22 protein-coding genes, 1 tRNA gene and 4 pseudogenes are annotated in these 21,893 nt (G+C 57.2%); 13 read left to right on the top strand and 14 right to left on the bottom strand.

The features are described 5' to 3' along the window. The first annotated feature begins 513 nt into the window (after positions 1-513). Entirely contained in the window at positions 514-945 is a 432-nt protein-coding gene (locus XH98_RS28020; protein ID WP_271600609.1) for a phasin, read from the top strand. Positions 946-1,311: 366 nt separating this feature from the next. Beyond that, a tRNA-His gene (locus tag XH98_RS28015) sits at positions 1,312-1,388 on the top strand. Between the two features lie 299 nt (positions 1,389-1,687). Here the strand turns inward: XH98_RS28015 and XH98_RS28010 are convergent. After that, complete coding sequence (locus tag XH98_RS28010; RefSeq protein ID WP_271620556.1) at positions 1,688-1,939, bottom strand: hypothetical protein; 252 nt, start codon at positions 1,937-1,939, stop codon at positions 1,688-1,690. Between the two features lie 131 nt (positions 1,940-2,070). Between XH98_RS28010 and XH98_RS41250 the strand changes: the two genes are divergently transcribed. After that, complete coding sequence (locus XH98_RS41250) at positions 2,071-2,253, top strand: helix-turn-helix domain-containing protein (protein WP_442868641.1); 183 nt, start codon at positions 2,071-2,073, stop codon at positions 2,251-2,253. 412 nt (positions 2,254-2,665) lie between these two features. On the opposite strand, the gene XH98_RS28005 is transcribed toward XH98_RS41250, so the two are convergent. After that, a complete protein-coding gene (locus tag XH98_RS28005; protein WP_271620555.1) occupies positions 2,666-3,211 on the bottom strand; it encodes a hypothetical protein in 546 nt (181 codons plus the stop codon). A gap of 62 nt (positions 3,212-3,273) precedes the next feature. Here XH98_RS28005 and XH98_RS28000 point away from each other — a divergent pair. Next, a pseudogene (locus tag XH98_RS28000) lies at positions 3,274-4,209 on the top strand (IS5 family transposase); the annotation flags it as partial. Here XH98_RS28000 and XH98_RS27995 read toward each other — a convergent pair. Beyond that, positions 4,151-4,678 carry a hypothetical protein gene (locus tag XH98_RS27995; RefSeq protein WP_271620554.1) on the bottom strand — a complete coding sequence of 176 codons (528 nt, stop codon included), beginning with the start codon at positions 4,676-4,678 and terminating at the stop codon, positions 4,151-4,153. The pseudogene XH98_RS28000 and the gene XH98_RS27995 sit on opposite strands and share 59 nt — an antisense overlap. Next, a complete protein-coding gene (locus tag XH98_RS27990) occupies positions 4,675-4,857 on the bottom strand; it encodes a ribbon-helix-helix domain-containing protein (protein WP_271620553.1) in 183 nt (60 codons plus the stop codon). Before XH98_RS27990 ends, XH98_RS27995 begins: the two co-directional genes overlap by 4 nt. Positions 4,858-5,036: 179 nt before the next feature. Here XH98_RS27990 and XH98_RS27985 point away from each other — a divergent pair, with 179 nt between their 5' ends. Both XH98_RS27985 and XH98_RS41245 read left to right on the top strand, forming a co-directional pair. Beyond that, positions 5,037-5,456: a hypothetical protein gene (locus XH98_RS27985; RefSeq protein WP_271620552.1), complete on the top strand. Its 420-nt coding sequence runs from the start codon at positions 5,037-5,039 to the stop codon at positions 5,454-5,456. Then, positions 5,456-5,893 carry a putative metal-binding protein gene (locus tag XH98_RS41245; protein WP_442868640.1) on the top strand — a complete coding sequence of 146 codons (438 nt, stop codon included), beginning with the start codon at positions 5,456-5,458 and terminating at the stop codon, positions 5,891-5,893. Before XH98_RS27985 ends, XH98_RS41245 begins: the two co-directional genes overlap by 1 nt. 563 nt (positions 5,894-6,456) lie before the next feature. Here the strand turns inward: XH98_RS41245 and XH98_RS41240 are convergent. Then, the gene (locus XH98_RS41240; protein WP_442868639.1) at positions 6,457-6,861 is read right to left on the bottom strand and encodes an ATP-dependent DNA ligase; all 405 of its coding nucleotides are present in this window, start codon (positions 6,859-6,861) and stop codon (positions 6,457-6,459) included. A gap of 389 nt (positions 6,862-7,250) precedes the next feature. Between XH98_RS41240 and ybgC the strand changes: the two are divergent. Continuing rightward, a pseudogene (gene ybgC, locus XH98_RS27975) lies at positions 7,251-7,695 on the top strand (tol-pal system-associated acyl-CoA thioesterase). A gap of 13 nt (positions 7,696-7,708) precedes the next feature. Here the strand turns inward: ybgC and XH98_RS27970 are convergent. Next, a complete protein-coding gene (locus XH98_RS27970; RefSeq protein ID WP_271620647.1) occupies positions 7,709-7,969 on the bottom strand; it encodes a hypothetical protein in 261 nt (86 codons plus the stop codon). Here XH98_RS27970 and XH98_RS27965 point away from each other — a divergent pair. Next, positions 7,871-8,337, top strand: a pseudogene (locus XH98_RS27965) (YbgC/FadM family acyl-CoA thioesterase). The gene XH98_RS27970 and the pseudogene XH98_RS27965 sit on opposite strands and share 99 nt — an antisense overlap. On the opposite strand, the gene XH98_RS27960 reads toward XH98_RS27965, so the two are convergent. From XH98_RS27960 to XH98_RS27940, 5 genes are all read right to left on the bottom strand, one after another. After that, positions 8,334-9,263 carry a DUF4435 domain-containing protein gene (locus tag XH98_RS27960; RefSeq protein WP_271620551.1) on the bottom strand — a complete coding sequence of 310 codons (930 nt, stop codon included), beginning with the start codon at positions 9,261-9,263 and terminating at the stop codon, positions 8,334-8,336. The pseudogene XH98_RS27965 and the gene XH98_RS27960 overlap by 4 nt on opposite strands. After that, on the bottom strand, positions 9,260-10,768 hold the full coding sequence (locus XH98_RS27955) for an AAA family ATPase (RefSeq protein WP_271620550.1): 1,509 nt from the start codon (positions 10,766-10,768) through the stop codon (positions 9,260-9,262). The genes XH98_RS27960 and XH98_RS27955 overlap by 4 nt, the downstream gene beginning before the upstream one ends. A gap of 52 nt (positions 10,769-10,820) precedes the next feature. Next, positions 10,821-11,057 carry a helix-turn-helix domain-containing protein gene (locus tag XH98_RS27950; RefSeq protein ID WP_271620549.1) on the bottom strand — a complete coding sequence of 79 codons (237 nt, stop codon included), beginning with the start codon at positions 11,055-11,057 and terminating at the stop codon, positions 10,821-10,823. Between the two features lie 448 nt (positions 11,058-11,505). Next, positions 11,506-13,419, bottom strand: a complete 1,914-nt coding sequence (locus tag XH98_RS27945) for a recombinase family protein (protein WP_271620548.1) — start codon at positions 13,417-13,419, stop codon at positions 11,506-11,508. A gap of 204 nt (positions 13,420-13,623) precedes the next feature. Then, the gene (locus XH98_RS27940; protein ID WP_271620547.1) at positions 13,624-14,139 is read right to left on the bottom strand and encodes a hypothetical protein; all 516 of its coding nucleotides are present in this window, start codon (positions 14,137-14,139) and stop codon (positions 13,624-13,626) included. Positions 14,140-15,267: 1,128 nt separating this feature from the next. Here XH98_RS27940 and XH98_RS27935 point away from each other — a divergent pair. Next, complete coding sequence (locus XH98_RS27935) at positions 15,268-15,432, top strand: DUF2934 domain-containing protein (RefSeq protein WP_271620546.1); 165 nt, start codon at positions 15,268-15,270, stop codon at positions 15,430-15,432. Between the two features lie 540 nt (positions 15,433-15,972). On the opposite strand, the gene XH98_RS27930 is transcribed toward XH98_RS27935, so the two are convergent. The 3 genes from XH98_RS27930 to XH98_RS27920 all read right to left on the bottom strand — a co-directional run bounded on the left by XH98_RS27930 (position 15,973) and on the right by XH98_RS27920 (position 17,507). Next, positions 15,973-16,287: a hypothetical protein gene (locus XH98_RS27930; RefSeq protein ID WP_271620545.1), complete on the bottom strand. Its 315-nt coding sequence runs from the start codon at positions 16,285-16,287 to the stop codon at positions 15,973-15,975. Between the two features lie 13 nt (positions 16,288-16,300). Further along, positions 16,301-16,642: a hypothetical protein gene (locus tag XH98_RS27925; protein WP_271620544.1), complete on the bottom strand. Its 342-nt coding sequence runs from the start codon at positions 16,640-16,642 to the stop codon at positions 16,301-16,303. Between the two features lie 661 nt (positions 16,643-17,303). Then, on the bottom strand, positions 17,304-17,507 hold the full coding sequence (locus XH98_RS27920) for a DUF6894 family protein (protein ID WP_271620543.1): 204 nt from the start codon (positions 17,505-17,507) through the stop codon (positions 17,304-17,306). A gap of 383 nt (positions 17,508-17,890) precedes the next feature. On the opposite strand from XH98_RS27920, the gene XH98_RS27915 reads away from it, so the two are divergent. The 4 genes and pseudogenes from XH98_RS27915 to XH98_RS27900 all read left to right on the top strand — a co-directional run. After that, entirely contained in the window at positions 17,891-18,217 is a 327-nt protein-coding gene (locus XH98_RS27915) for a hypothetical protein (protein ID WP_271620542.1), read from the top strand. Positions 18,218-18,461: 244 nt separating this feature from the next. After that, on the top strand, positions 18,462-18,587 hold the full coding sequence (locus XH98_RS27910) for a hypothetical protein (protein WP_271620541.1): 126 nt from the start codon (positions 18,462-18,464) through the stop codon (positions 18,585-18,587). 85 nt (positions 18,588-18,672) lie between these two features. Continuing rightward, on the top strand, positions 18,673-19,176 hold the full coding sequence (locus tag XH98_RS27905) for a hypothetical protein (RefSeq protein WP_271620540.1): 504 nt from the start codon (positions 18,673-18,675) through the stop codon (positions 19,174-19,176). Between the two features lie 1,893 nt (positions 19,177-21,069). Further along, positions 21,070-21,816 (top strand): annotated as a pseudogene (locus tag XH98_RS27900) (IS256 family transposase); the annotation flags it as partial. Between the last annotated feature and the right edge of the window lie 77 nt (positions 21,817-21,893).

Raw genomic sequence — 21,893 nt, 5'->3', positions numbered from 1 at the left:
AGGGTTACTATCGCCCGCCGGCGCGGGCAGGTCCACGCCCGGACCTTAACGGGGGCACCCTAAAGCCGCGATAACCTTAATGTGGCCGGACCCGCAAGGCGCCTCTCCGTTGCATCCGCAGGATTTGCGAGCGGCCGGCCTGTCAGCCGCACTGCGATGGACGCGACCGAGGCGCGGCATTAGCCCCCTCCCGTCATTCCGAGCTCCCGACTTCGTCGCGCCCCGGAATGACGGACATACCTCAACCCGTTGACGGGCGTACCTCAACCACCGGTTCCCCACCGCAGGAACCTCACCCTCTGGATTAAATTTTTCGCAGCGCACCCCCGGATCACATTGCGTTGCACAATGTTGACATGTTAGTGAGCAACAATGCTGACGCTGGACGAGAGGATCTCGATGTTCTGCGTTTCCAGTCTTTCGTACCCGCCATTCAAAGAAGAAACGGCCCCGGTTGGCCCGGCGGGCGCGCCAGAAGGCTCACTTCATTTTACTTTAGCGTGAGGGACCAACATGACAGGTGCGACTGATCCGTTTTCTGCCTCGATCATCCCGTTCGAGGTTCCCGAGCAGGTGCGTGCATTCGCCGAAAAGGGCGTTTCGCAGGCCCGCGAAAACTACGCCAAGTTCAAGGACGCGGCTGAGACCCACAACGGCACCATCGAGGCCGTGTTCGCCTCCGCCCAGAAGGGTGCGAACGAGTACACCGCCAAGCTGATGGAATTCGCCAAGGCCAACGCCACGGCCCATCTGGACTTCACCCAGGAGCTGCTCGGCACCAAGTCGCCGACCGACGTCTTCCAGCTCTGGTCCGGCCACGCCAAGACCCAGCTTGAGACCTTCCAGGCCCAGGCCAAGGAGTTGTTCGAGATCGCCCAGCGCACCGCCAGCGCGACCGCCGAGCCGATCAAGGCCTCCGCCTCGAAGTTCTACCCCGCGGCCTGACAAAAAAAACGGCGGATCGACCAAACAAGAAACCCGGGCCCCCAAAAGGCCCGGGTTTTTCTTCACCTTTCCCCTGATACTGCTGCCACGCACTCCGCCGTCATCCTGAGGGCCCGCCATCGGCGGGCGTCTCGAAGGATGCGCCGCAGGGAAGCCGCTTCCATGTGCGATTGTCCTGTCTCCTGCGGGGAGAGGTGAATCACCGACGGCCGGCCGGACTCTGAAGCATTTATCGCCCTAAAGAGCGGCAAATAACGGCTCTTGCGGCCTTGCCAAAAACCCCCGTTGCACCTAGTTTCCGGCCCGTCCAGCCCCCCTTAGGCAGCAGGCCTTTTCAGGCAGCCCCGAGGCGCGGCTCGCAAGGATGCAGTTGTAGCTCAGTTGGTTAGAGCGCCTGTCTGTGGAACAGGAGGTCGGTGGTTCGAGCCCACCCAACTGTACCAGCAAAATCAACAACTTACTGAAATCCTCGAAGGCTTGCGGATTGTTGTAGCTACCAGATAGCTACCACGAGAGCACTGGTGAATTTCGCTCGCTTGAGCGCAAGCGAAATTTGCGCGCCTGGCACGTTGTCCAGATGCCGCTTAGTCCGGCCTGTGGGTTGCGGTCAGTGTGAAGGAAAAATGGACGGAGTCGCACCCGCACCGTCCCGGATCCGCCCGCAACTTGTAAGGAGCGTTGACACCGATGCTCTCTCAAGGCTGAAACAGGGGTTCGATTCCCCTAGGGAGCGCCAGCAAACTCAGGCACTTAGGTCGCCATCAGCCACGTTCGTCGAATAATGGTTGAATAAGACGCTGGTGGACAGCGGCGGACGCTTGGGAATTTGCTGCCGACATTTAGCAAACGGGCCTCGGCGCAATGCCTCGCTGTGGCTGGCGCATTCTCGAAAAATTTCCTCGTCGCCCCTTTGTGTCCGGGAATATTCAAACCGCCGCTGACGTGCGCTGTCGTACGCGAGCGCCCTCGGATTGCTCGCATTGACGTTGCTCATCGCACAATCAACCCTTCTGTCGAGCTTTGCGCGAATAGGAGGGCCACGTGAGATACAGTCGACGAGAGAAAAGTCGCGGACAACAGTCACAAGTCAGTCTATCCGCTCCGAAAGCCGCAGAACCTAGCACGATGCCGTTCGCCCAGCGGCTCACCTGCACGATTGGCGATGCATGCGAAGTAACCGGCTTGGGACGCACGAAGCTTTACGAGTTGATAGGAGCTGGGCGCATCGTCACGACAACGATCGGACGTCGGCGACTAGTAGTGGTTCGCTCTCTTCTAGCGCTTCTTGACGCCAACATGTCGAACTAATGGACGTGCGACTTAATGGAGCAACCCAATTTGAACGCGCTCTTCAGGCACTCATTTTGATGAGACGACCGTGCTCCCTCAGCCGGTCGAACTCGTCCGCCCACAACCGCATCATCCGCACGGCGCTCCTGCCAGAAATTCGGCGGCATGGGTATAGGCGTCGCGGATTTCATTCGCGTCCTGATGCGCAAGTTGACGGTAAGCGCTTAATTAGCGCTTACAGTTGACGTTCGATCGCATCCGCTTGTCACCTGCCTCTTTCGTTCGAGAGCGTTGACGCGGTGGATCGCAGGCTATGAATGGTCAATTCGATCTGGTCGTATCCAAGACGCGCAGCGCTACGTTAAGGGTGCTGTCACTGATTGGGCGATGCCCGGACCAGCGGAGCCAGCAGCGAGTAGAATTACCTGGATCAATCGCTGGCTTGAGGCCAGATACGATTGGCGAGGCGCTTGAACTCGCTTACGCCCAGCGCACCGCGCTCGCGAGCCCTTGAGCCCGGGACAGCCAGTCTCTCCTCGACCTTGGCCATCGGAGCTTCCCACATCTCGCGGGGCTCAAGCGTACCGCTGTCGAGCAGAACCAGCAGGACCTTGTCACAGGGAGCACCCTTCTTGATCGTGCCGAGCCGCTGACTGCGCTTCGAGTTTTCGCCAAACGCACGTCCCTTTATCTGGATGTTGCGTTTGCAATGAACCGGGCAAAGCTGTCCAGATTCATTACATTGACGAAGATCCCTCCAATCACGACCCGAACAACCTGGCTGTCCTTTGTCTCCAACATCACGAAGAGACCCAAATTCGGGGTGGCTTTGGTAGAAAGCTTCGCGCAGTTGACGTGATAAAGCATCGCGATGAGTGGACGCCTCGGGTAAGCGATTGAGCTGGGATCGCAATATTCGTTGTGGCCTGTTTTGGGATTGCAGGGTTTTGATGCTTCGGGCATCGGAACCCTGCAATTTCGTTTTGAGGATTCCATCGAATCGCCAGTCATGATTCCGTCCTCGCATCGGAGGTGGCGATGCGACCGAAGAAGCCCAAAGCGACGGGATCGGGCGATCTGTTCCGGGCCAGGCTGGACCAGATCATCAACATGAAGCACGAGCTGGTTCAGCTCGCCGGCAAGGTCGACTGGGACTGGATCGACGGCGAGATCGCGCCGCTCTACAGCGAGAACGGTCGGCCGGGCATCGCGACCCGCTTCATGATCGGGCTGCTGCTGCTCAAGCACATATACGGCCTGTCCGATGAGGGGGTGTGCGAGCGCTGGGTCCACGACCCGTATTTCCAGTACTTCACCGGTGAAGAGTTCTTTCAGCACGCGTTCCCGCATGAGCGCTCGGACCTGAGCCACTGGCGCAAGCGGCTTGGCGACAAGCTGGAGCTGTTGCTGGCCGAGAGCCTGCGGGTGGCGCACGAGGCCGGCGCGTTGCGCAGCCAGGACCTCAAGCGGGTCACGGTCGATACCACCGTGCAGCCGAAGGCCATCACCTTCCCGACCGATGCCAAGCTGCTGCACGCGGCAATCAAGGGGCTCAACCGCCTGGCAAGGAAGCACGGGGTCAAGCTACGGCAGTCCTATCTTCGCATTGCCAAGACCGCGGCGATGATGGCGGGACGCTACGCTCATGCCAAGCAATTCAAGCGGCATCAGCGGCAGTTGCGCATCCTGCGCAGCCGGCTGGGCCGGATCATCCGCGATATCCGCCGCAAGATCGAAGGTCAGGCCGTACTCGAGAACGCCTTCGCCCTCCCGCTCAGCCGGGCCTCGCAGATCCGCTCGCAGCAGCAGCGCCAGCGCGGCTGGAAGCTTTATTCCTTCCATGCTCCGGAGGTCGAGTGCATCGGCAAGGGCAAGGCCGCCGCGCCCTACGAGTTCGGTGTCAAAGCCTCCATCGTCACCAACAACCGCCGTGCTCCCGGCGGCCTGTTCGTGCTGCACGCCAGGGCGCTACCCTGCCGCAAAACTCGAGATCGAAGCTTAAGCTGACGCTGGTGGCGAAGAGCGCGCGACCTACACCCTTGTATTTGGGCGTCTCGGTGAATTTGTGCCTGTTCCAGGGCGCAGTCGCAATACGGTCGATATAAGCGAGCTCACGTCCGGTGTGCGGCGGGAGCTTCGCAAACTTGGTCGCAACGTTGACGTTCATCAAGCCTTGCGTCACGCCACCACATTCGATGACAAAGCTCTCATAGGAGAGGCTCGATGTCATAATCTCATCCCACTCCCAGTGCGAGTCCTGTGCGTTGCCCGCTGCGGTTTCGTCCCAGTTCGTGAAATCGGCTCTGCGTCGCACCAACTCCGGCTTCCACATCTCTTCGTAATGTCGACGGTTAACGTCGTCGCATCCTGAGAATATCTGTGCAGGCTCGATTTCGCCCGTGTGCCGATTCAATAGTACCGCGGCGCCGAGAAGCTTTTTCATAGCACGACGAGCTCGGCCTTATCCTTCGTGGTCGGATGCTCCACGAAGACCTTCTCGCCGCGTTCGATCCGCTCGGTGACCGATTGATACAGGCGGAGAGCCTGGCGCAACAGGGCGGTCTTTGACATGCCGCGCCGCTGCGAAAGTTCGTCGAGAACTTCCATCTCCTTGTCGCTCAAGATGAGCGTCATTTGCCGGCGATCCATGGCCAAACCTAAGAATTTGCTTCGTTGTCGGCCGCATTATGTACTGTTCGGCTATAAAGTCAACTTTTTCTACATTAAAAATGGCCATTGACTACATAAAAAATATGTATTATATGGTGATCCAAGATGATTTCCCGGCATGGAGGAGGATCATGAGCGACGATTTGGAAAAGGCTGAGCACGATCTCGCCAAAGCCCGCGCGGACCTTGAGCGGGCGGAGGCTCTTTACGCCGAGGCCGAAAAGGAAATGGCTAAGGCACGCAGCGAATTGGCCCAGGCAGAGGAGGAGATCGAGAAAGCCAAGAAGCATCACATCGAGGTCTCGATCTCGACTACGGCCGGCTTCTATCCCGCCGAAGGGTTCAATTCGGTTCCTGAAAACCAGCCCATCCAGCATGAGTTGGACAAGGCGAAGAAGGAGCTGAGCATCAAGGACGTCACTGGCTGGATTGCGAGCGTGATCACGCCCGGGGGGAAGCGGACGCTTGATCCCTCGAAGAGCTACCTCGAAAACGGCCTTAGCGGTAAGGCTGAGATCGACTGGGGTCCGAGCGAAGGGGGCGGTGGCTAATGCATCCTGCCGCCGTACAAGCGCTGTTCGAGGAGGAAACGAAACATCTCGGCCCCGCACTTTGCGCGCGGCGGGGATGGACGGTGCATCGCGTCGACTTCCCGGTCATCAACTGCTCGTTCAACGCCAGCGGCAGGACGCCCCTGCGGCTGACATTGACGTGCGACAATTGGAACGAAATTCCGCCTTCCATTCGCCTAGAGACGCCATCCGGTGAGCCGCTGCGGGTTTTGCTGCCTAACCCGACGGGAGTCTTCCACGCCGGGCCTCACCATGTCACGAACTTGCCCTTCGTCTGCATGCGTGGATCTCGTGAATACCACACGCACCCCAGTCACGTGACGGATTACTGGGACGGTTGTCGCGGAAGCTCGAGTTACACAATCGGGGGCATCATGACTCAGATATGGAATGCTTGGCTCAAGGGAACAGGCTGATGATCCATTGTTCGAGCCAAGTCGTTCAAGCGACTTTATCGTTTCTGCGGGCCGCCGGAGAGCAGAACAGCGAGTGCGTTGTTTTATGGTTGGGTCGTCCCGGTCGCGAGGCTACGAGCGTCGTCGACTGCTATCGGCCTCTTCAACTCGCTAGGGCCAACCGTTTCCAGATCCCCGTAGAGGGAATGGACATGCTGCGCGCAAAGCTCCGTTCGGAAAGGCTTATGGTTGCGGCTCAGGTCCATTCGCATCCGCAGGAGGCCTTCCATTCCAAGGCAGACGACGTTTGGGCGATAGTTCGGCATGGAGGGGCTTTGTCGCTCGTCGTGCCGAGGTTCGCCCGGGATACCTTTTCCGAGAACTTTTTGGCGCAAACCAAGGTGTATAGGTTCTCTGACGCGGCGACCTGGGACGAAGTGCCTGGCGAGCGAGTGGAGCAAGAATGTCTACGGATAGTCTAACTGCGGAAGCTAGAGGTGCATGTGGTTGCGCGGGACGGAGCCGATCGCCCCGGCGGGCGGCGTTTTGGGACGCTTGTTCATGCTGTGCTGGCGTTGATTGACCTACCCTCGTCGAGCGATGACGTAGCGGCGACCGCTGCTGTTCAGGGCAAAATGGTTGGAGCGACGAAGGAAGAAATCGACGCAGCCGTCGCGACCGTGCTCCGCGCCAAAGCACATCCCGTACTTCAGCGAGCAGCGGAGGCAGCAAAAGCAGGACACCTGCGCCGCGAGGTTCCTGTAATGCTGGTGCAGAACCAAACCGTAGCCGAGGGGGTAGGCGCTGCTCCGGACCTTAGAAACGACGCCCTCGAGGCCGAGCTTGCAGGCGTGCGCGAACATCTCGCGGCCGTCTATCTCGAAGCTTTCGCCGAACTGGATGTCGGTGCCGCTTAGGATCTTCTTGAGTTCAGCTTTGCGCTGAGAGAGCGGTAGCTTCCGGATATCTCGGCCGTTCAGATAGAGCAATCCTACGCCGCGGACGCGGAGGCGATTTGCGAGGCAGCAACCCTCGTGCTCGCCAGCAGCGAGCACGAGGCCATCGCCAAGGGCAACGCCATCTACGGCCTCGCCGGCCTCGGCAATTTTTCGTTCAGCGATTGCGGCGAAAGACTGGCTCGCCTAGATTCATGAGCCGGAGGCGCATTCATGAACGTCGTCCTCAAGCCGGGTACGCGTTGAGGATTGATCTCCGACATATTCATCCGAAGTTGATGGCAGCAGCGCGACGCCTGCCGCATTCAGGCGGTTGCCTCAGCTTCCGGCAGCAGGAGCCTTAAGATCTTAGCGATTGCTCAGAAAACCGCCTCTGTGCAAGACAATGGATCCCTGTACGCGCAATAAGAGGAAACCGCGCTGTGACAGTCTCTCTTGACGGCGAAATTCGAGACGGACGGCATTACATGCAGGTCCGCGTGTATTTTGAGGATACCGATTCCGGCCAGATTGTTTATCACGCGAATTTTTTTGCGTTTCATGGAACGTGGCAGAACGAATTACTTGCGCCTGCTCGGAACCAATCAGCAAGCGCTGCTCGAGGAAACGCGGAACGATCCCCCGGGCTTCGCCTTCGTTGTCCGTTCGATGACAATCGATTTTCTAAAACCTGCAGTCTTGGACGACCTGCTTGACATTGTCACGGTCCCGCAAGAGGTGAGAGGCGCGTCAATTGCCTTGCTGCAGGAGTGCAGGCGCGGGGGGGATCTCCTGGTCTCGGCGCGTGTACGGGTCGCGTTTATCTCAGGCGGAAAAGCGCAGCGCATCCCAAAGGCTCTGAGGCTTGCTATGGAAGAGCACAGATAAATCTGCCTTTCGTTCACGCTTTAACGCTCCAGCGACCCAATGAAATCATTGCGTTCGCCTTCTGTTGCGATATCGTCAAGTCAGAGTTCGTTTTCCTGCCTCCGTTTTGCCAAAACATAAAAAAGTCAATGCCGACTTTCAGAAGCGAAGCGCACCTCATTAGGGAAGTTTTGATATGAGCGGCTTCCTTGATGGCGAACTTCGCGATGGCGGACACCACATGTGGATCCGGGTCTTCTATGAAGATACCGACTTCAGCAAGGCTGTGTATCACGCAAGCTATCTCCGCTTCATGGAAAGAGGCAGAACAACTTTTTGCGTTTGTTGGGAACTGATCAGCGGGCGTTATTCGAGGATGAAAGTGGGGCAGCATGCGGCTTCGCATTTGTGGTCCGCTCCATGGTTCTCGACTTCTTCAAGCCCGCGTTCATGGACGACGTCCTCGAAGTCGTCACGAAGGCGGAACAAGTAAAAGGCGCGTCCATCACATTGCTACAGGAATGCAAGCGCGATGCTGAGGTGCTGGTCCGAGCGCGCGTGCGTGTCGCGTTTGTAAGCAACGGAAAGGCTCAGCGTATACCTCGGTCGCTGCGCGTTGCCATGGAAAAGGGCGCGGTATCTAGTGATGATCTGGCGCGTTAGTTCACAGCTGCTACAAATTCTTGGAGCCCAGCCGGATGATCCGATTTTGAAGCCAGCATTCCTAGAGTCATTCCTTGAATGGGTACGACGCGCGGTTGCCCAATTTGAGCAAAACAAATTGAGTTTTGCTCCTTGCGGTCAAGGCAGAGCAGTTCCAGCCATTTCATAAAGAAAAGATAGCTGAATTTCCCTCGGTATCGTTCAAAAGGGATAAGCTCTTCAAATTCAGCGGATAGCTGTTCTACATCCGCTTGGCTTGGTTCCTCCGCTAAAACGACAATCTCTTCTGCGGGTTTCGCTCCCGAGACCTTGGAAAGATCAACGGTGGCGACGTTATTAATTCGGTCGGGCAAATTCTTGAGCAACTGAAGCTTAAGCTTTCGAGCCACAAATAATCGTCGGTTTATTTCCTTTGTTGCAGTCAAAAATTCGTCCAGGCGTTCTGCAAAATTAGCAATGACCTGGTTGCGTAGCGCTGGTTCGGCATGACAGTGAAATTCATCCTTCAAAAGCTCATCGAGGACTTGAGCAGTTACCAAGTAATTCTCTACCGAATAGCGTTCGGTCATGAAGGTAAACTGGTTAGGTTGAAACCCTGCGAAGTCATCAAAATCGCGATCGACGAAATAATACACCCTGTTTGCTAGGCCGCCCAAGTCGCGCGCTAGCAAGTCGCGCAACTGAAACACCTGTTTCTTGCCACCGCAAACAAATGGCTCATACGACAAGTCCGGCCGTATCCGCTTGACCCACTGATAGTATACTGGCTTGTCGTTGTCGCCTTCGAAGGCAAAGATTATACAGTTGGGCAATTGTCCGCGGAGCAGAACTAGTCTGCTCTTCAAAACCGCCGGGCTCTTGCGGGCGGTCTTCATCTTTTCGAGATAGTCTTCTTGAGAGAGTCTTTGGGGCGGCACGTCAGTCACGCCTCTTCTCCGGCATCATCAGGAATGGCGCCGTCTCTGGCGTCGATGGACGAGATCAAAGAGCGCGCGAACGGGTCCAATTCATTGTCAAATATGAAAGGAGAGTGAGTAATCGCAACGATCTGGCTGCAAAGAGGCGTATTGATCACATCTACAAGTATCTGCCTCTGCCATTCGAGCGACAGCGACAATTCCGGTTCGTCAATCAGAACAATCTTGTTGTCTGGATAAAGGAAGAGTTTCGCAAAGAGAGAAATCATTTGCTTTTCGCCCGATGATAAAGAATCGAGCGGAATAGACCGTCCGGCACTTAAGCTCTGCACGGAGACTGTTAGCGCTCGCCGATCGAGCCGCATTTCCTTTGCGTCAACGTCTTGCAGGGAGGGCGGTAGTTCACCCGGCAATGATGTGCTTGGATCAACCGAGGACAGATATTTGTTGCAACTTCCTATGAAGTCACGAACTAGCGTTTCGACATCCAGCGTCTTTTTGATGACCGTATTGAGCTTCGCGAGAAAGTAGCGAAGAAACTTGTTTCTTTCGTCGGAGATGTCGCGTCCTGTATAAATCTTGTCAATGTTCGGAATGGAAATTTGGTCCATGTATGGACCGTAGCCGTGTCGGCCTTCGCGGAGTCGCGAAAAGAACAGCTCTAACTCGTCCTTGTCCGGGATTTCTTCGGGTAGGGCAGCGACCCGATCGAAGCTCCCATCGATGAGTTCATTGATGATGCTTGCGCTTATTTCTCTATAGCCCAAGTTTGAATCGAAGACGATCCGTTGGTTCAACTCAGACAGACGATCCAAAATATCCGATAGACCGAACTGGATATCGGTCGAATATAAGCCCGACTTGACGTGTGGCAGCACTGGCTTCTGCCTTCTGCCAAAGCGATCTTGTCTGGCTGTCGGACTAATTGAAAGTTCAATGCGCCGGTAGGTAGGGAGATAAACGATCTCCATTCCTTTGAGTGCCGACTTGATTAGAGCAGATGCAGAGTCAATTGACGGTGCTCTAGACTCCAGGCTTTCGCGAAGCTTCGTGCAGAAGCGCTGAGCCTCCGCCCGAGTGGCAAATTTCGTCTGTATCTTTTGACCAATCTCATCGTCGTAACTGAGCTTGCGTTCGTTCGTCGCGTACTCTTCGATGAAGGCAAACAGTGCGCCCGGCTCGATTTCTAATCGACGAGCGGCAGCCTCCATTTCGTCATTTCCTAAATAAGCTACTAGATCGTCTCGCGATATCTCGATCTCGCGATCAACCTCGCGTAGCTTGCAAGAAATACGAAGAAACTTGAGTTCGCGAAGGCGTGAGAACTGGCAGCGGAGAAAAGCGTCCAGCGCGGCCAAAATCGTGGTTTTGCCGGAGCCGTTTTTTGCGATGAGGATTGTCGCTGAGTATTCGGAAGCAATTGAAATTGTCCGATACCCGTACAATCCCTCGATCTTGAAACTCTCAATTATGGATGGTCTTGCGCCACGAAACGACGCGCCCTCTTCAGCCATTTTGCCCCCGCCCGGTCAATTGGTCGATCAGACCAAAAAAGAGGCATGTATGTCAAATAGCGCGCCTTCTAGCCACGCCCCATGGTTGCCCATCATCTTGGGAAAACAAAAGCTGAATCCCTTCCGCCTCTAAAGTGCCGCGTATCGCCGAAAGGTTGTTGGCGATCGGAACCCGACGCCCGGCTTCGAAATCCCGCAGCGTGCTGCTCGACACCTGAGCCTTGGCCGCCAATTCTTCTTGGGACCAATTCAACCACGCCCGCGCTGCCCGGCACTGTTCTGGAGACATGCGGGATCTGTACTAACCCGCTGATATTTCGTCAAAATAGCGGATATCCGATGATGTTCTTGAAAAACAATTATGTCATCGATTATCGTTGACGTGCACTTTAGGAGCACGCCGATGCCAACGGGTAAGTACACTAGGCAACCAATACAAGCGCACATGCGCCCTCTCGCGGACGACGACCCGCGTAACATTTTCACGCAGCCTCATTTCCGAGAGGCGTGGCTGAATATGGCCGGTGCGATTGGACGAGTGATGGCGGACGAGGATATTCAACAATCCCTAAAAGAACAGGCCGGTCGGGGAGCCGCCAAATCGAAGTCGGCCAAAAGAAACACTGTGTCTCGACGCAAAGTGAACTAGCTAATCCTTTTGCGCTGCCCGTCTCCGTGCTTCGAGCAAGCGATTGAATTCGTGGCGGGCTTCCATTCTCCCGAGCGCGCGCGCCAATTCAAGCCACTTTTCCTTGTGCATCGGATGGTAGATGTTGCGAGGATCGTCCGCGGGCAATTCGCGGACAATTGCCTTGAGCGGTGCTCGCTTCTTGATAGCCTTCTTTGTCTGCTTTGCCATTTGACCTCTTTCTCTTTGTTGCGAGCATAGCGATTGATGCTTGTTGTCGCCAGCGACCAAAGAAAATCAAACCCTCGCGCTGGTGCGATATCGTCAAACTGGATTTCTCTGACTTGACGTTATCATAGTAGACGAACGCGCTGATCTCTCTCGTCTTGCGTCGATCTTCGGGGAAAAGATTCATGCTAGAAAGGGAAGCGCTGTTCAGGTACGGAGTATATTCGTAGGGCATCCGCTTGCGAACCGGACGCACCACGATGCTGTCGATCAAGTTGCGAAAGGCGACGCGAGTTTCGATGGCTTTCGGATTAATCTTCAGCGCGGTGACCAGTCTCTTGGCCTCCGAACGATATCGGTCACCGAACTTTGGATGGTCGAACGGGAACACGTTTTCGCTGCCACTACCCAGAAGCCGCAAGCGCTCCTTAACGGTTTCCCGTTCCACATCGCACTCATCGATCCGCTTGAGCAACTCATCCGGCTTGCGACGGCTGTTTGCGATGGCATATGACAAGCGTTGGATCTCAGTGGTCAACGTACGGAGTCTACGCTCTAAATTTGCGTGTTCGCTGTTCTTTTTCCGATCGTTCTTGCGCTCCTCCTTCCAAGCACGCATCGCCTCTTCCATCGCTTTGGGCGAAAGCAATTTTAATTCCATTTTGCTCGAGACATCCTCAAGTAGCACGTCCATGTCAAAGCTCCGGGTGTGCTCACACGTGCCTCGTTGATGAGCGTTGGCGCATGCGGCGCGCGGAGCGCCATTCCTGGAGGATTGAGCGATTCGCATATTCCCGTTGCAGACGCCACACCGGAGGACCCCAGCAAGTGGGTGCTCATTATTGCGCGGGATCACAGGACGGCGCCGCGGCTTGCCCGTCGGTCCGAACATATGGATGGCGCGGCCGCTGCGAACCTTCTGCGCCCTGTCCCAAAGCACTTGCGGAACAATCCTCAGCTCGGGCTTCTTGACAATGATGTGCCGGTCTTCCGGATTGCGGCGTTTCTGTTTCTTCTGCGTTTCCGGGTTCAGAATTGTTGATCGAACATTCCAATGTATTTCGCCGATATACAGCTCGTTGCCGATAATGCCGCGACCGTGGCGACCGCCAGTTATGCACTGATGATTCCAGGTCGTGCGACCAGCCTTGTTCTTGTGACGGGTGGCCCCAGGCGAGGGCAAGCCTTGGCGCGTGAGATCGGCCGCAATATGTCGGGTTGAACGCCCCGATACATATTCGGTGAAGATGCGGACCACGATCTTCGCTTCGTTCTCATCGATCACGCGCTCACCGGGCGCGCCCGGCCTTGGCCGGTAACCGTAAGCGTATGAGCCAGGAATTCTTCCACTAGCGACAGCATTATCATGGCCACGCCGAACCTTGTCGGCGAGCTGCGGCTTATAAATCGTGTTGTAGAGACTTGCGATGCTGATGTCGGTGGCAGTCGCGTAAACGCCTTTCTGATCCATCAGCTCAACGCCATTGAACTCGAAAACTTGCTTGAGACGCTGGATGGTTGCGGGATCGCGCGACAGGCGATCGAAATGCTCAACGATCACAACATCAAAATCATGGTTTCGCACGCCATTGAGCAACTGCTGATAGCCGTCCCTCGCATTTTCGGTTAGGCCAGACTTCGCGGCATCAACAAATGCACCGATGACATCTAGGTCGTTGCGTGCTGCGATCTTCCGGCAGAGCAATAGCTGACCGTCAATCGAGGTCGCCTTTTGCATGTCGCTCGAATAGCGGGCGTATAACACGGCCCTCTTTTTTGTTGGGCCCGTCATCATGCCCTTCCTCCTTTCGGCTGGTCCAGACCGTCGTTTTCGTCTCGTGCAATCTGCCGTCCGATGGCGCGCGCCAGCTCAAGCCAAACTTCCTCATTGTCCGGATTATCCCAACCCTGAGGGTGGGAAGGATCAAGCGGTCGGATGATCGCCTTCTGCCTCCGGGGCGATCGGATTCGAGTACGCATATGGACCGACCGGCAAACGTTAACGTAAAATGTCGCCCAGCGCGATAGCTGGGCTGTGATCACTTGCGGTGCCTGCTTCTGTTATTCGGAGCGTCGATCGCGCCGGCAGAGACCCCTCCCTGATTTCAATTTTCGTCGGCGTGGTGATCAGGTTCAGATCGTCCTTCAGCCCAGCTTTCGTCAGCCTTGGCCGTGCGACGATAGAAATCACAGAAGGTTCACACTCGACCTTTGCCTCTAAAGTGCTCATGGAAGTCTCGATCTGAGCAATTGTGGGTCCAATCATGTTGACCGCTGCAGCGGTCAATGAAAATGAGAGTTTTCTGCTGTCGCGGTGCTCCACATCGGGAGTTAGCGCATTCCTGCGATAGCGGTCGTAGGCGAGCGAATTTTTGCCAAGCAAGGCGGAGTAGGAAAACTTGCGCCTGACGGCGACGAAAGTCCGATGCCCGTGTTCATATTTAGCGGTGCAGTTCTCCGCTCGAGCATCCGCTCCGTCAGATGCCAGCGGTTGCCGCAAACGAGACGGCTTCATTGATCAGTGAAATCCGGCGGTCGGCCGACGAATCGTGGCGCACGACGCTAGATGCGGTTGTCCTGATCTGAATATACGCCGAGGAATTGCTGAGACGCCGCCTGTTTGAGCCGCTGCCTTCGTCGCTTGGGGAGATATGGGAGACCACAAGGGAGGCCTTCTTCGGCCGGTACCGCAGAATGCGGTGGAGGCTGAAAAGATAGTCTTTTTGCAGGAGCCCACCCAATCGCGAAAATTTTCCACGAACCGGCCTCGCAAGCGCTGATCATCACCGTGAAAACGCGTCTGATGGGCCGAGGCGGCGGCTTGTTGCTCCCGGTGGATTGCGTTGCTTCAATCCTTGTCGTCTCCGAGGAAGCGCAGGTCAGCAGATAATCGTTCGCCGCCTTCTGATCGTCGCCCGAACGAAGGAGCCGATTGGCCGCCCGCAGGGCGCTCACAGCGGTGAGCGAGTAAGCAGTATTTGCCCTCCATTGTCCCCCACGTCCTCTATACAAGCCTTATTGCCGGCCTGGTCGGCGTGTTCTACCGGGATCGGCGCCATCGTCGCCGACGCGAATGATCACGACCGGTCAACAAGGCGTGCCTGAACGGCTGACTTGATTTCGCCGCTGACCTTGAGAACTCGTTTTCTGCTCTTGCGCCACTTATGTGCAGAGTAAAGCACGTGTACGGCAGAGCCTGTACCTAGAACGAGCAAGTCGCGCTTGTCATTGCGATAGACATCAAACACCTTTCGCCCCCTGATCGTACTCAACTAAGAATGAAATATGTTTGGTCGTCTCAATGGACTAGCTTAGTATCTCGAATGGCTGTGCGGGTTGTAAATCTGCAATGCCCTCGACTTTTGCTTCACCCCGGATTTGGAACGAATTAAGCGAGCCCGGACCATCGCCAAATTGGGCGCGCTAGGCAGTTACTTCAGCGATGAAGTGAACGGCACGAGACAGTAGGATCAGCTTGTAACCCTTCCGTACGGAGCGGAGATGCCCCGGAGCCCAACAGCAATGATCAGGCGGATGTGTTCCGGGGAAGATTGAACGAACTAACCACCGAGGAGATTTAGTGACGGACAAATTTTAGAGAGGGTGGCCAGCCTCAGGGTTGGTCTCATCGGGAGTAACGCACATGGCAGGTCCTCCAACCCAAAAGGACATCGAGCGCCGAGCATGTCATCTGTGGCAGCAAGCCGGAATGCCAAAGGAGAGGGATCAAGAGTTCTATTTGGAAGCAGAACGACAGCTAAAGGAAGAGCTGATCCGCCACGAGCTCAAAACGCCGGATACGCTGTGAGACAATGGCGATAAGGCGGCCCATGGCCGCCACACAGGTGAGAAGCGGTTTCATTATTTGCCCAAGTTGCATGCCGCAGATGGCGAAGCCGAGCGTCGCCGCAGGGTAGGTGAGTTGGGCCTGTATCGCGGGAGGCCCAGTCGAGTCAACGCGGTTTCGGGCAGAATCGTAGTCTACCATTTGACGGCCGCTGCGCACGAGTTGCGGAGGTGCGTTTTTCGGAGGCGCTCGGGGGCGCGTGACTGCGTGCCGTAACCGGTGTACGCCCGCGACCGGCCGGTCAAAAGTCCTCGCCGCCATGAGCGCGATGCGGGATCGCTTAGTCAAGAATATCGGGCAGTCGCTCGCCTTCTGCGGACTGGAGATCCTGGCACGCCATCGCTCTTCAAAAGTGTCGAAGTCTTCTAATTCCAGCAAATAGTTCGAAAGCATGGGCTCGCCCGCGTACCAGCATTTTCGTCCGTCGATGAGACGGTAGGACCACCACTGCCCTTGTGGATTTGGCGTTGTCGGGGGCGCGGATGCAAAAGAGGAACTTTCTCAGTGACCGTCAATTTCGCGCATGAGCAGGTAGCGCCGCAGCACTGACGCCGCCTCCTGCTCTGAGACTCCGGTCGTTTGCTTGCTGGGCTGGCCGTCGATGATCGGCGAGTAGGCTGCCGCCTGCCGTATGACCGCGTGAAGTTGCCGCATCTCGTCATCGGTCACGCGCCGGTTGAAGTAGAAGCAAAGCGCCTTCTCGTTTTCGGCATCGCGGCCGGCGGCGGGGCAGCGCAGCGGCTCCTGTTTCGCGCCGCTGACAAGCCGCAGCGCGGGCGCGGGGTGCGGTGTTCCGGTCTTGGGGGTGTCGGACACGGGACGATCTCTCTCAACGTGTGGGTGAGGCTACGGGCGGAGTTTTGGGCAGGCGGCAGGCGCGCTTCTCCGCATCCACGGCGATCGCCGAGAGCGTTTCGTTCTGATCAATGAGAAGAGAGATCGCCTTTGTCGCCCAGTCCTCGTAGGTCAGGGTGCCGGTTTCCCACAAGAAGACAAGCGCGCGGGCGACCGCGTTATGGCGGGACAGTTCCTGCAGCTTGCAGAAAAGCTCGGCGTTCATTTGTACGGGCATGATCTTGTCTTCGTCAGTGTCGGGGTTTTCAGTCGACGCTAGGTCCAAGCAATGCCGGCTCGAGTCTGTCGCCGCGATCGCGCCAGTGGTCGTGCTCACCAAGGGCCTTTCGCTGCCTAGCGAGCTGCTTCTGCAGATAGGCCATGCTGATCTATGCTCGCTCTGCTTGGTCATCGCGGGGATCCCGCTCCAGTCGTCGGTGTGTGAGCCGAGTATGCGGAGCCGGAGCATCCACAACGCACACGCTCGACAGTTCCAATGACACGTCGATTCCGGCATAGTTCTCCACGGCTGTCCTCCGTCTCTAGATGCTTGGGGCCGACTCAAGTCGTGACCCCGTTTCATCATCTATCGGGGGACAGCCACCATCATGACCCCTTGCTCGGAGCAGGGCCCATTACGGCATCTAGTTCTACTTGGTGGGAAACAGGTTCTCCACGATACGAAAGTCAGAAAGATGTTCGTTACGCAATCGCGCGAGACATCGGCACGACCACGCCGTCCGCAGCCCGCTTGCCATCGCAGAACGCGGCCCAATCAGCCATCATCGTGCGCCGCTTCGACCGCGCCGATATAGGTCTTGATGGAGATGGTGCAATCGCGGTTCTTCGAAATCGTGCCTGACGGTGGCGTTGCAGGCAAGTCTAACTAGGGAAAACGAGCCCTCCCTCAATCGGCTCGGTAGTCCCACAACTCGGGGCGACTGCTCCCGGCAGATGATACGTCAGTAGTGGCCGAGACCTTTGATTCGGGAGCGCAGTCACACGCTTACGTAATAGGCCTCACCTCGGTCCTTGCGTGTAACGACCACGCAGGTTGTACCCCGCAGCAGAGGTTGAGCACTCGCCAGATCTTTTGCTAGGCATTCTGCCGCACGGAAGGCTTGCAGCTCGTCTTCGAATGCTAACCCGCCGGGGTCGTCGACATTCTGCTTGCCTGCCAGATTAAAGTAGAAACGGGCCATTCGTTCGCTCGCTTCGTTGCCCAACGGGAGTAATGATAGTATTGGGCAATTAAGCAGAAGTTCTCTGATGTAGGCCTCATGATGCCGAAATTCTGCGAATGATTGGCGAAATGCGAAGCGCTTTCGTGCGTGGGCTTTGGAACGGATTGAGCCCGCACGAATTGCTGCCGACGCCGAGAACGCCTCGTTCTATGGTCCAGAGATGCAGTGCTATTTGTTCTGCTCGGCTGCGCTGGCCGCAGAAACTTCTGCAAAGCGGATGCTGCGTCCTATCGGCTGGCGAAGGCTGTCTGCCAAATCGTCACCACGTTTCATGGCACAGAGCGAGATACGGTATCGATCGGATTCCACGGGGCGCGACAACACGGCCGGACCCAAGCTGATTGAGCAGAAAGACGGCGGATCACAACCATCAAACGCTGCTAAGTGCCTTGGTTGCAATGCTAAAGTGCCTCGCCGACCGGCTGGGGGACAACGTGGTTAAGGCAATTCGCAATACCGTCATGGCACTTACTTTTGTCGGCGTCGCAGGCAGCAACATGTTTTGGAATTTCATGAATGATTATATCGCCTGCGGCCTTGCGCTGGCGGCTTCAGTCACCGCCGGCCTTTGCGTTGAGCGCGTCTTCATCGAGCGGTCCCGTCGCGAGATGATCCGCCTCCACGGCGCGGACTGGCATTCGGCAGAGGACCAACAGCCCGGCGCATGAACGCCACTCCTTGCACACTCGTGATCTTCATCATTGGATTCTGCATTCGATCCGAGGGGCCTGCCCTGATGACCAAGCCGGCCCATCCATTCCGGATCGCTCGCATCGAGCGCCTGGTAGAGCTGCTCGAGGCAGATTACAGAATGGCAGTTGATCCGAATACCAGTGAGAGCAACACGAAATCGGAGGCGTCCGATCCGGAGGTGCTTGATTGCCAAGCGCTACCCGGTCCTGATCCAGGAGGATGCGAGCAGGCGCCTTCGTTGCGAGCGAACCCTACGGCATGAAGGTCTCGACCAAGGCGGTCGGCGCGCCCGAGGAAGCGATAACGATCTGGAACGGCGACCGCCACAAGCTGACCCCGACGTAATCGAGGTGCGCAATGATCAAGAGGGCGCGCTTGGCTACAGCTGGTTTGTGCAGCAGCGCCAGGAGCGGATTCGGAAACGTTGCGCGTGTTCGGCTTCATCAACCGCGAGCACATCGAGCACAAATTCAACATCTCGACGCCGCACGGCCCGAGCGACGTGCAGTTATTTCAGCGGCGGCGTTCGGGCGTGATATATTTCAGCGCTTCCGCCAAGCGCTACCAGCCGGTGATCGAGATTGCCTCCGGCATCGAGCCGGTGCAGCTGAGAAGGAGAGACGCCCATCAAGGCGCTGCGTTCGTCGAGATAGTTGGCCGTCAGGTCGATGTGGACCGACTGCAAGTGATCCTTGGTCTTGGGCATGAGGACCAGGCGGTATTGTTCAAAGGTGATAAGCTCTTCCTCCTTGGGCCACGTGACCTGGTTATCCTCGCCGATCTGGAGAGGTGGGAGCCGTTGCGGACGCAGAGTTTCCGGCAACGCTCCTGCTCGGATTCCTCAGGGGCGTACTTTGAGGCGTCGCCGTCAAGCGGCGCGAAAAAGCGCGCGGCGAGCTCACATTCCCGAGCCAGCCGGCGAAAGTACTCTTGAGTAAACAACATTTCGCGCAATGCCGGCCCGCCCATCCGGTTGCGGTCAGGATCGAAATCCACTTCGCGCCCCATTGAGGAGCGAGACAGCTTCCTTTGGTACAAAACCGGCGCGCCGCTCTTCTCCATTGCGCTGGTAGACTAGCCGTTGAAGTAAGACCACAAGTCGTGTGCATGAGAGAGGGGCTCGGTGGTAAAAATCTGTGATCCGATCATATGCCAGTTCGGCGCGTCAATCCTGTCATCGACTGCTAGATCGACTCGTTGTCATCAGTGATGGGCTTGATACTTCCTGCACCAGGTTTCAAGCATTTCGAACCACGCTAGCTATTGAATATTCCCTGGAGCGCAGTAGATGTGCCGCGAAGCGCGACAGCAGGTCGCCCATCCGTGGAGTGTCCGTATCGCCGACCTTCTTTCACTCGCTATCAGCATGAAGCTAGCTCCTGATAACGATGAATCTTTGTTTCCCGTCATTCGTTCCGGCTGCTAACGCAATGGTGGGATTCGCAACGGCGGGACCTCGAGCCATTGAGCGCAATACGCGCCCGCGAACTGCTCACTTCCGGTTACGCGATTGGAGTGCATCGCCTGCTTAAGAACGAATTTGCGATCCGGGTCGGGTCCCGCCGTCATTTCATTCCGGCGTCGCTATCACTGCCCCTCTGCGGGTGCCTTCTTATCCGACATGCCGCAAGACTTGGTAGCAGCGTCGCCCATGGGCGGCGGGCGTGCGGCGTTCAAGTGCGGTAATGCAAGGGAATAATCCACGTTACGCCGACAGGAGGCGAGAATGCGCAATAGCTTCCACAGTCCCCACGACGGTTCAGTGGAGCGCACTTAATCTTCCGCCCTCCGTTGCACGCGGACCGGTACTCGCTTTGCGGACGCGTGCTCTCTACTCGCAGATTCAGCGCGGAAGCAATCATTACACTGGCTTGTGCGAAAGCCGTGGCACGCGCCAGTGCCAACCGCCGCACCGTTCGTCATAGTTGAGCAGGCCGGCGGCGACATTGCAGCCGACGAGCGGCGGCAAGCTCACGCCGGGGCAGTGAGTTGTCAAACCATCGGAGATGCCGTCGCATCGCTCGCAAACCTTGAAGCTGAAATCCCGGCTGAAATAATGGCCAGGGAAACTTACTACCTTTCCCATACCTCTACGCAACCTCATCGTTGACATCATTGAATTGCGATTGCGTCGGATCGCCCAGATCTGCGAGAGCGAGAAGGCGCAGATCGCCTGCAGAAGCCGCAGGTCATGCCGCAAATTTCAACGCCGGGCCTGGCTTCGTGCGCTTAACGCCGGTGTCTGTTAGTCGGCCCGCTCCACCATTCTTTGGTTCGAAAATGGGCCGTGCGGACGTTCCGCACGGCCAAGTCAGGGAGGAAACGCCCCAAAGGGCGACTGAAGGAAGCATCGGGATGAGTAGATCGCTCACTCACCGAGAACCCCAAGCTTGCGCGAACGCCGTCTAATCGCGCAAGCCTTCGGCTCGAATACGCGTTTCCTCGCGCTGGTTGGCGGCGATTTTCGCGCGTGACTCGCATGTTTTGTGCGCAAATGACGCTTCAGCCGCAGCTACTGCGTCAGCCGCTCGACCTGAACCGTGGTGGCCACACTACAAAGGTTTTTTTCGCTCGATGGCGGCTACAACAACAGTGGGATCGAATTCGCGCGGGACGAGTGAGGCTCTGTACTATCGGCAAATGGTCGGCGCGGCACGCGGAATGCGGAATGGTCGTGTCCCCAGTAGTGGTGTAGTTCGGTAGAGCAAAGCCGCCCGGACGCGCGCCCTCAAATAGCGCCGTAGCGGGCGGGCGGCTTTGCGGTGGTCACCGGCAGTTCTCCGGTAGGATCGGGTTGCGACACGCCAACGCAACCGAGGAACCACCGATGACCGACGACATGATGAACCTGCGCACGCTCGTGGAGAAGATCCCTGATGCCGATCTGTTGCGTGAGATGATCGGCTTTGCAGCCCAGCGGCTGATGGAGCTGGAAGTCGAAGGCCAGACCGGGGCCGCCTACGGCGAGAAGAACCCCGAACGTCTGGCCCAGCGCAACGGCTACCGCGACCGGATCTGGGAGACCCGCGCCGGGGCGGTCGAGTTGCGCATCCCCAAGCTGCGCAAGGGCTCCTACTTTCCGGGCTTTCTGGAGCCGCGCCGCATGGCCGAGAAGGCTCTGACCGCCGTGGTGCAGGAAGCCTATGTGCAGGGCGTCTCGACCCGTTCGGTGGACGATCTCGTCCAGGCGATGGGAATGAGCGGCATCTCCAAGAGCCAGGTGAGCCGGCTGTGCGGAGAGATCGACGAGAAGGTGAAGGCCTTTCTCGCCCGGCCGATCGAGGGCGACTGGCCATATCTGTGGATCGACGCCACGTATGTGAAGGTGCGTCAGAACGGCCGCATCGTCTCTGTCGCGGTGATCGTCGCGGTCGGCGTCAACAGCGACGGTCGGCGCGAGGTTCTCGGCATGGACATCGGCCCATCCGAGGCCGAGACGTTCTGGACCGCGTTCCTTCGCAAACTCGCCCGCCGCGGCCTGCGTGGCGTCAAGCTGGTCGTCTCCGACGCCCATGAGGGCATCAAGGCCACCGTAGCCAAGGTGCTCAATGCCTCCTGGCAGCGCTGCCGCGTGGGGTCGTTGAAGAAGTGGCCAATGGATTTCGCGCGATGCAGCGACCGGTCTTATCCTGGCCCTCGCGTCAAGGCTCG

Origin of the sequence: Bradyrhizobium sp. CCBAU 51745, from assembly GCF_028128715.1 — a bacterium.
Taxonomy (GTDB): domain Bacteria; phylum Pseudomonadota; class Alphaproteobacteria; order Rhizobiales; family Xanthobacteraceae; genus Bradyrhizobium; species Bradyrhizobium manausense.
Note: the sequence above shows the minus strand (reverse complement) of the source record. Positions and strands in the feature narration are given on the sequence as shown.

Coding starts and splice junctions, on each gene's coding strand:
- XH98_RS27920 (WP_271620543.1), bottom strand. CDS start 17,507: ATGGCCCGTTTCTACTTTAATCTGGCAGGCAAGCAGAATGTCGACGAC.
- XH98_RS27955 (WP_271620550.1), bottom strand. CDS start 10,768: ATGGCTGAAGAGGGCGCGTCGTTTCGTGGCGCAAGACCATCCATAATT.
- XH98_RS28010 (WP_271620556.1), bottom strand. CDS start 1,939: ATGAGCAACGTCAATGCGAGCAATCCGAGGGCGCTCGCGTACGACAGC.
- XH98_RS27935 (WP_271620546.1), top strand. CDS start 15,268: ATGGCAGGTCCTCCAACCCAAAAGGACATCGAGCGCCGAGCATGTCAT.
- XH98_RS41250 (WP_442868641.1), top strand. CDS start 2,071: ATGCCGTTCGCCCAGCGGCTCACCTGCACGATTGGCGATGCATGCGAA.
- XH98_RS27910 (WP_271620541.1), top strand. CDS start 18,462: ATGCGAGCAGGCGCCTTCGTTGCGAGCGAACCCTACGGCATGAAGGTC.
- XH98_RS27995 (WP_271620554.1), bottom strand. CDS start 4,678: ATGAAAAAGCTTCTCGGCGCCGCGGTACTATTGAATCGGCACACGGGC.
- XH98_RS28020 (WP_271600609.1), top strand. CDS start 514: ATGACAGGTGCGACTGATCCGTTTTCTGCCTCGATCATCCCGTTCGAG.
- XH98_RS27985 (WP_271620552.1), top strand. CDS start 5,037: ATGAGCGACGATTTGGAAAAGGCTGAGCACGATCTCGCCAAAGCCCGC.
- XH98_RS27950 (WP_271620549.1), bottom strand. CDS start 11,057: ATGTCTCCAGAACAGTGCCGGGCAGCGCGGGCGTGGTTGAATTGGTCC.
- XH98_RS27940 (WP_271620547.1), bottom strand. CDS start 14,139: ATGAAGCCGTCTCGTTTGCGGCAACCGCTGGCATCTGACGGAGCGGAT.
- XH98_RS27945 (WP_271620548.1), bottom strand. CDS start 13,419: ATGATGACGGGCCCAACAAAAAAGAGGGCCGTGTTATACGCCCGCTAT.
- XH98_RS41245 (WP_442868640.1), top strand. CDS start 5,456: ATGCATCCTGCCGCCGTACAAGCGCTGTTCGAGGAGGAAACGAAACAT.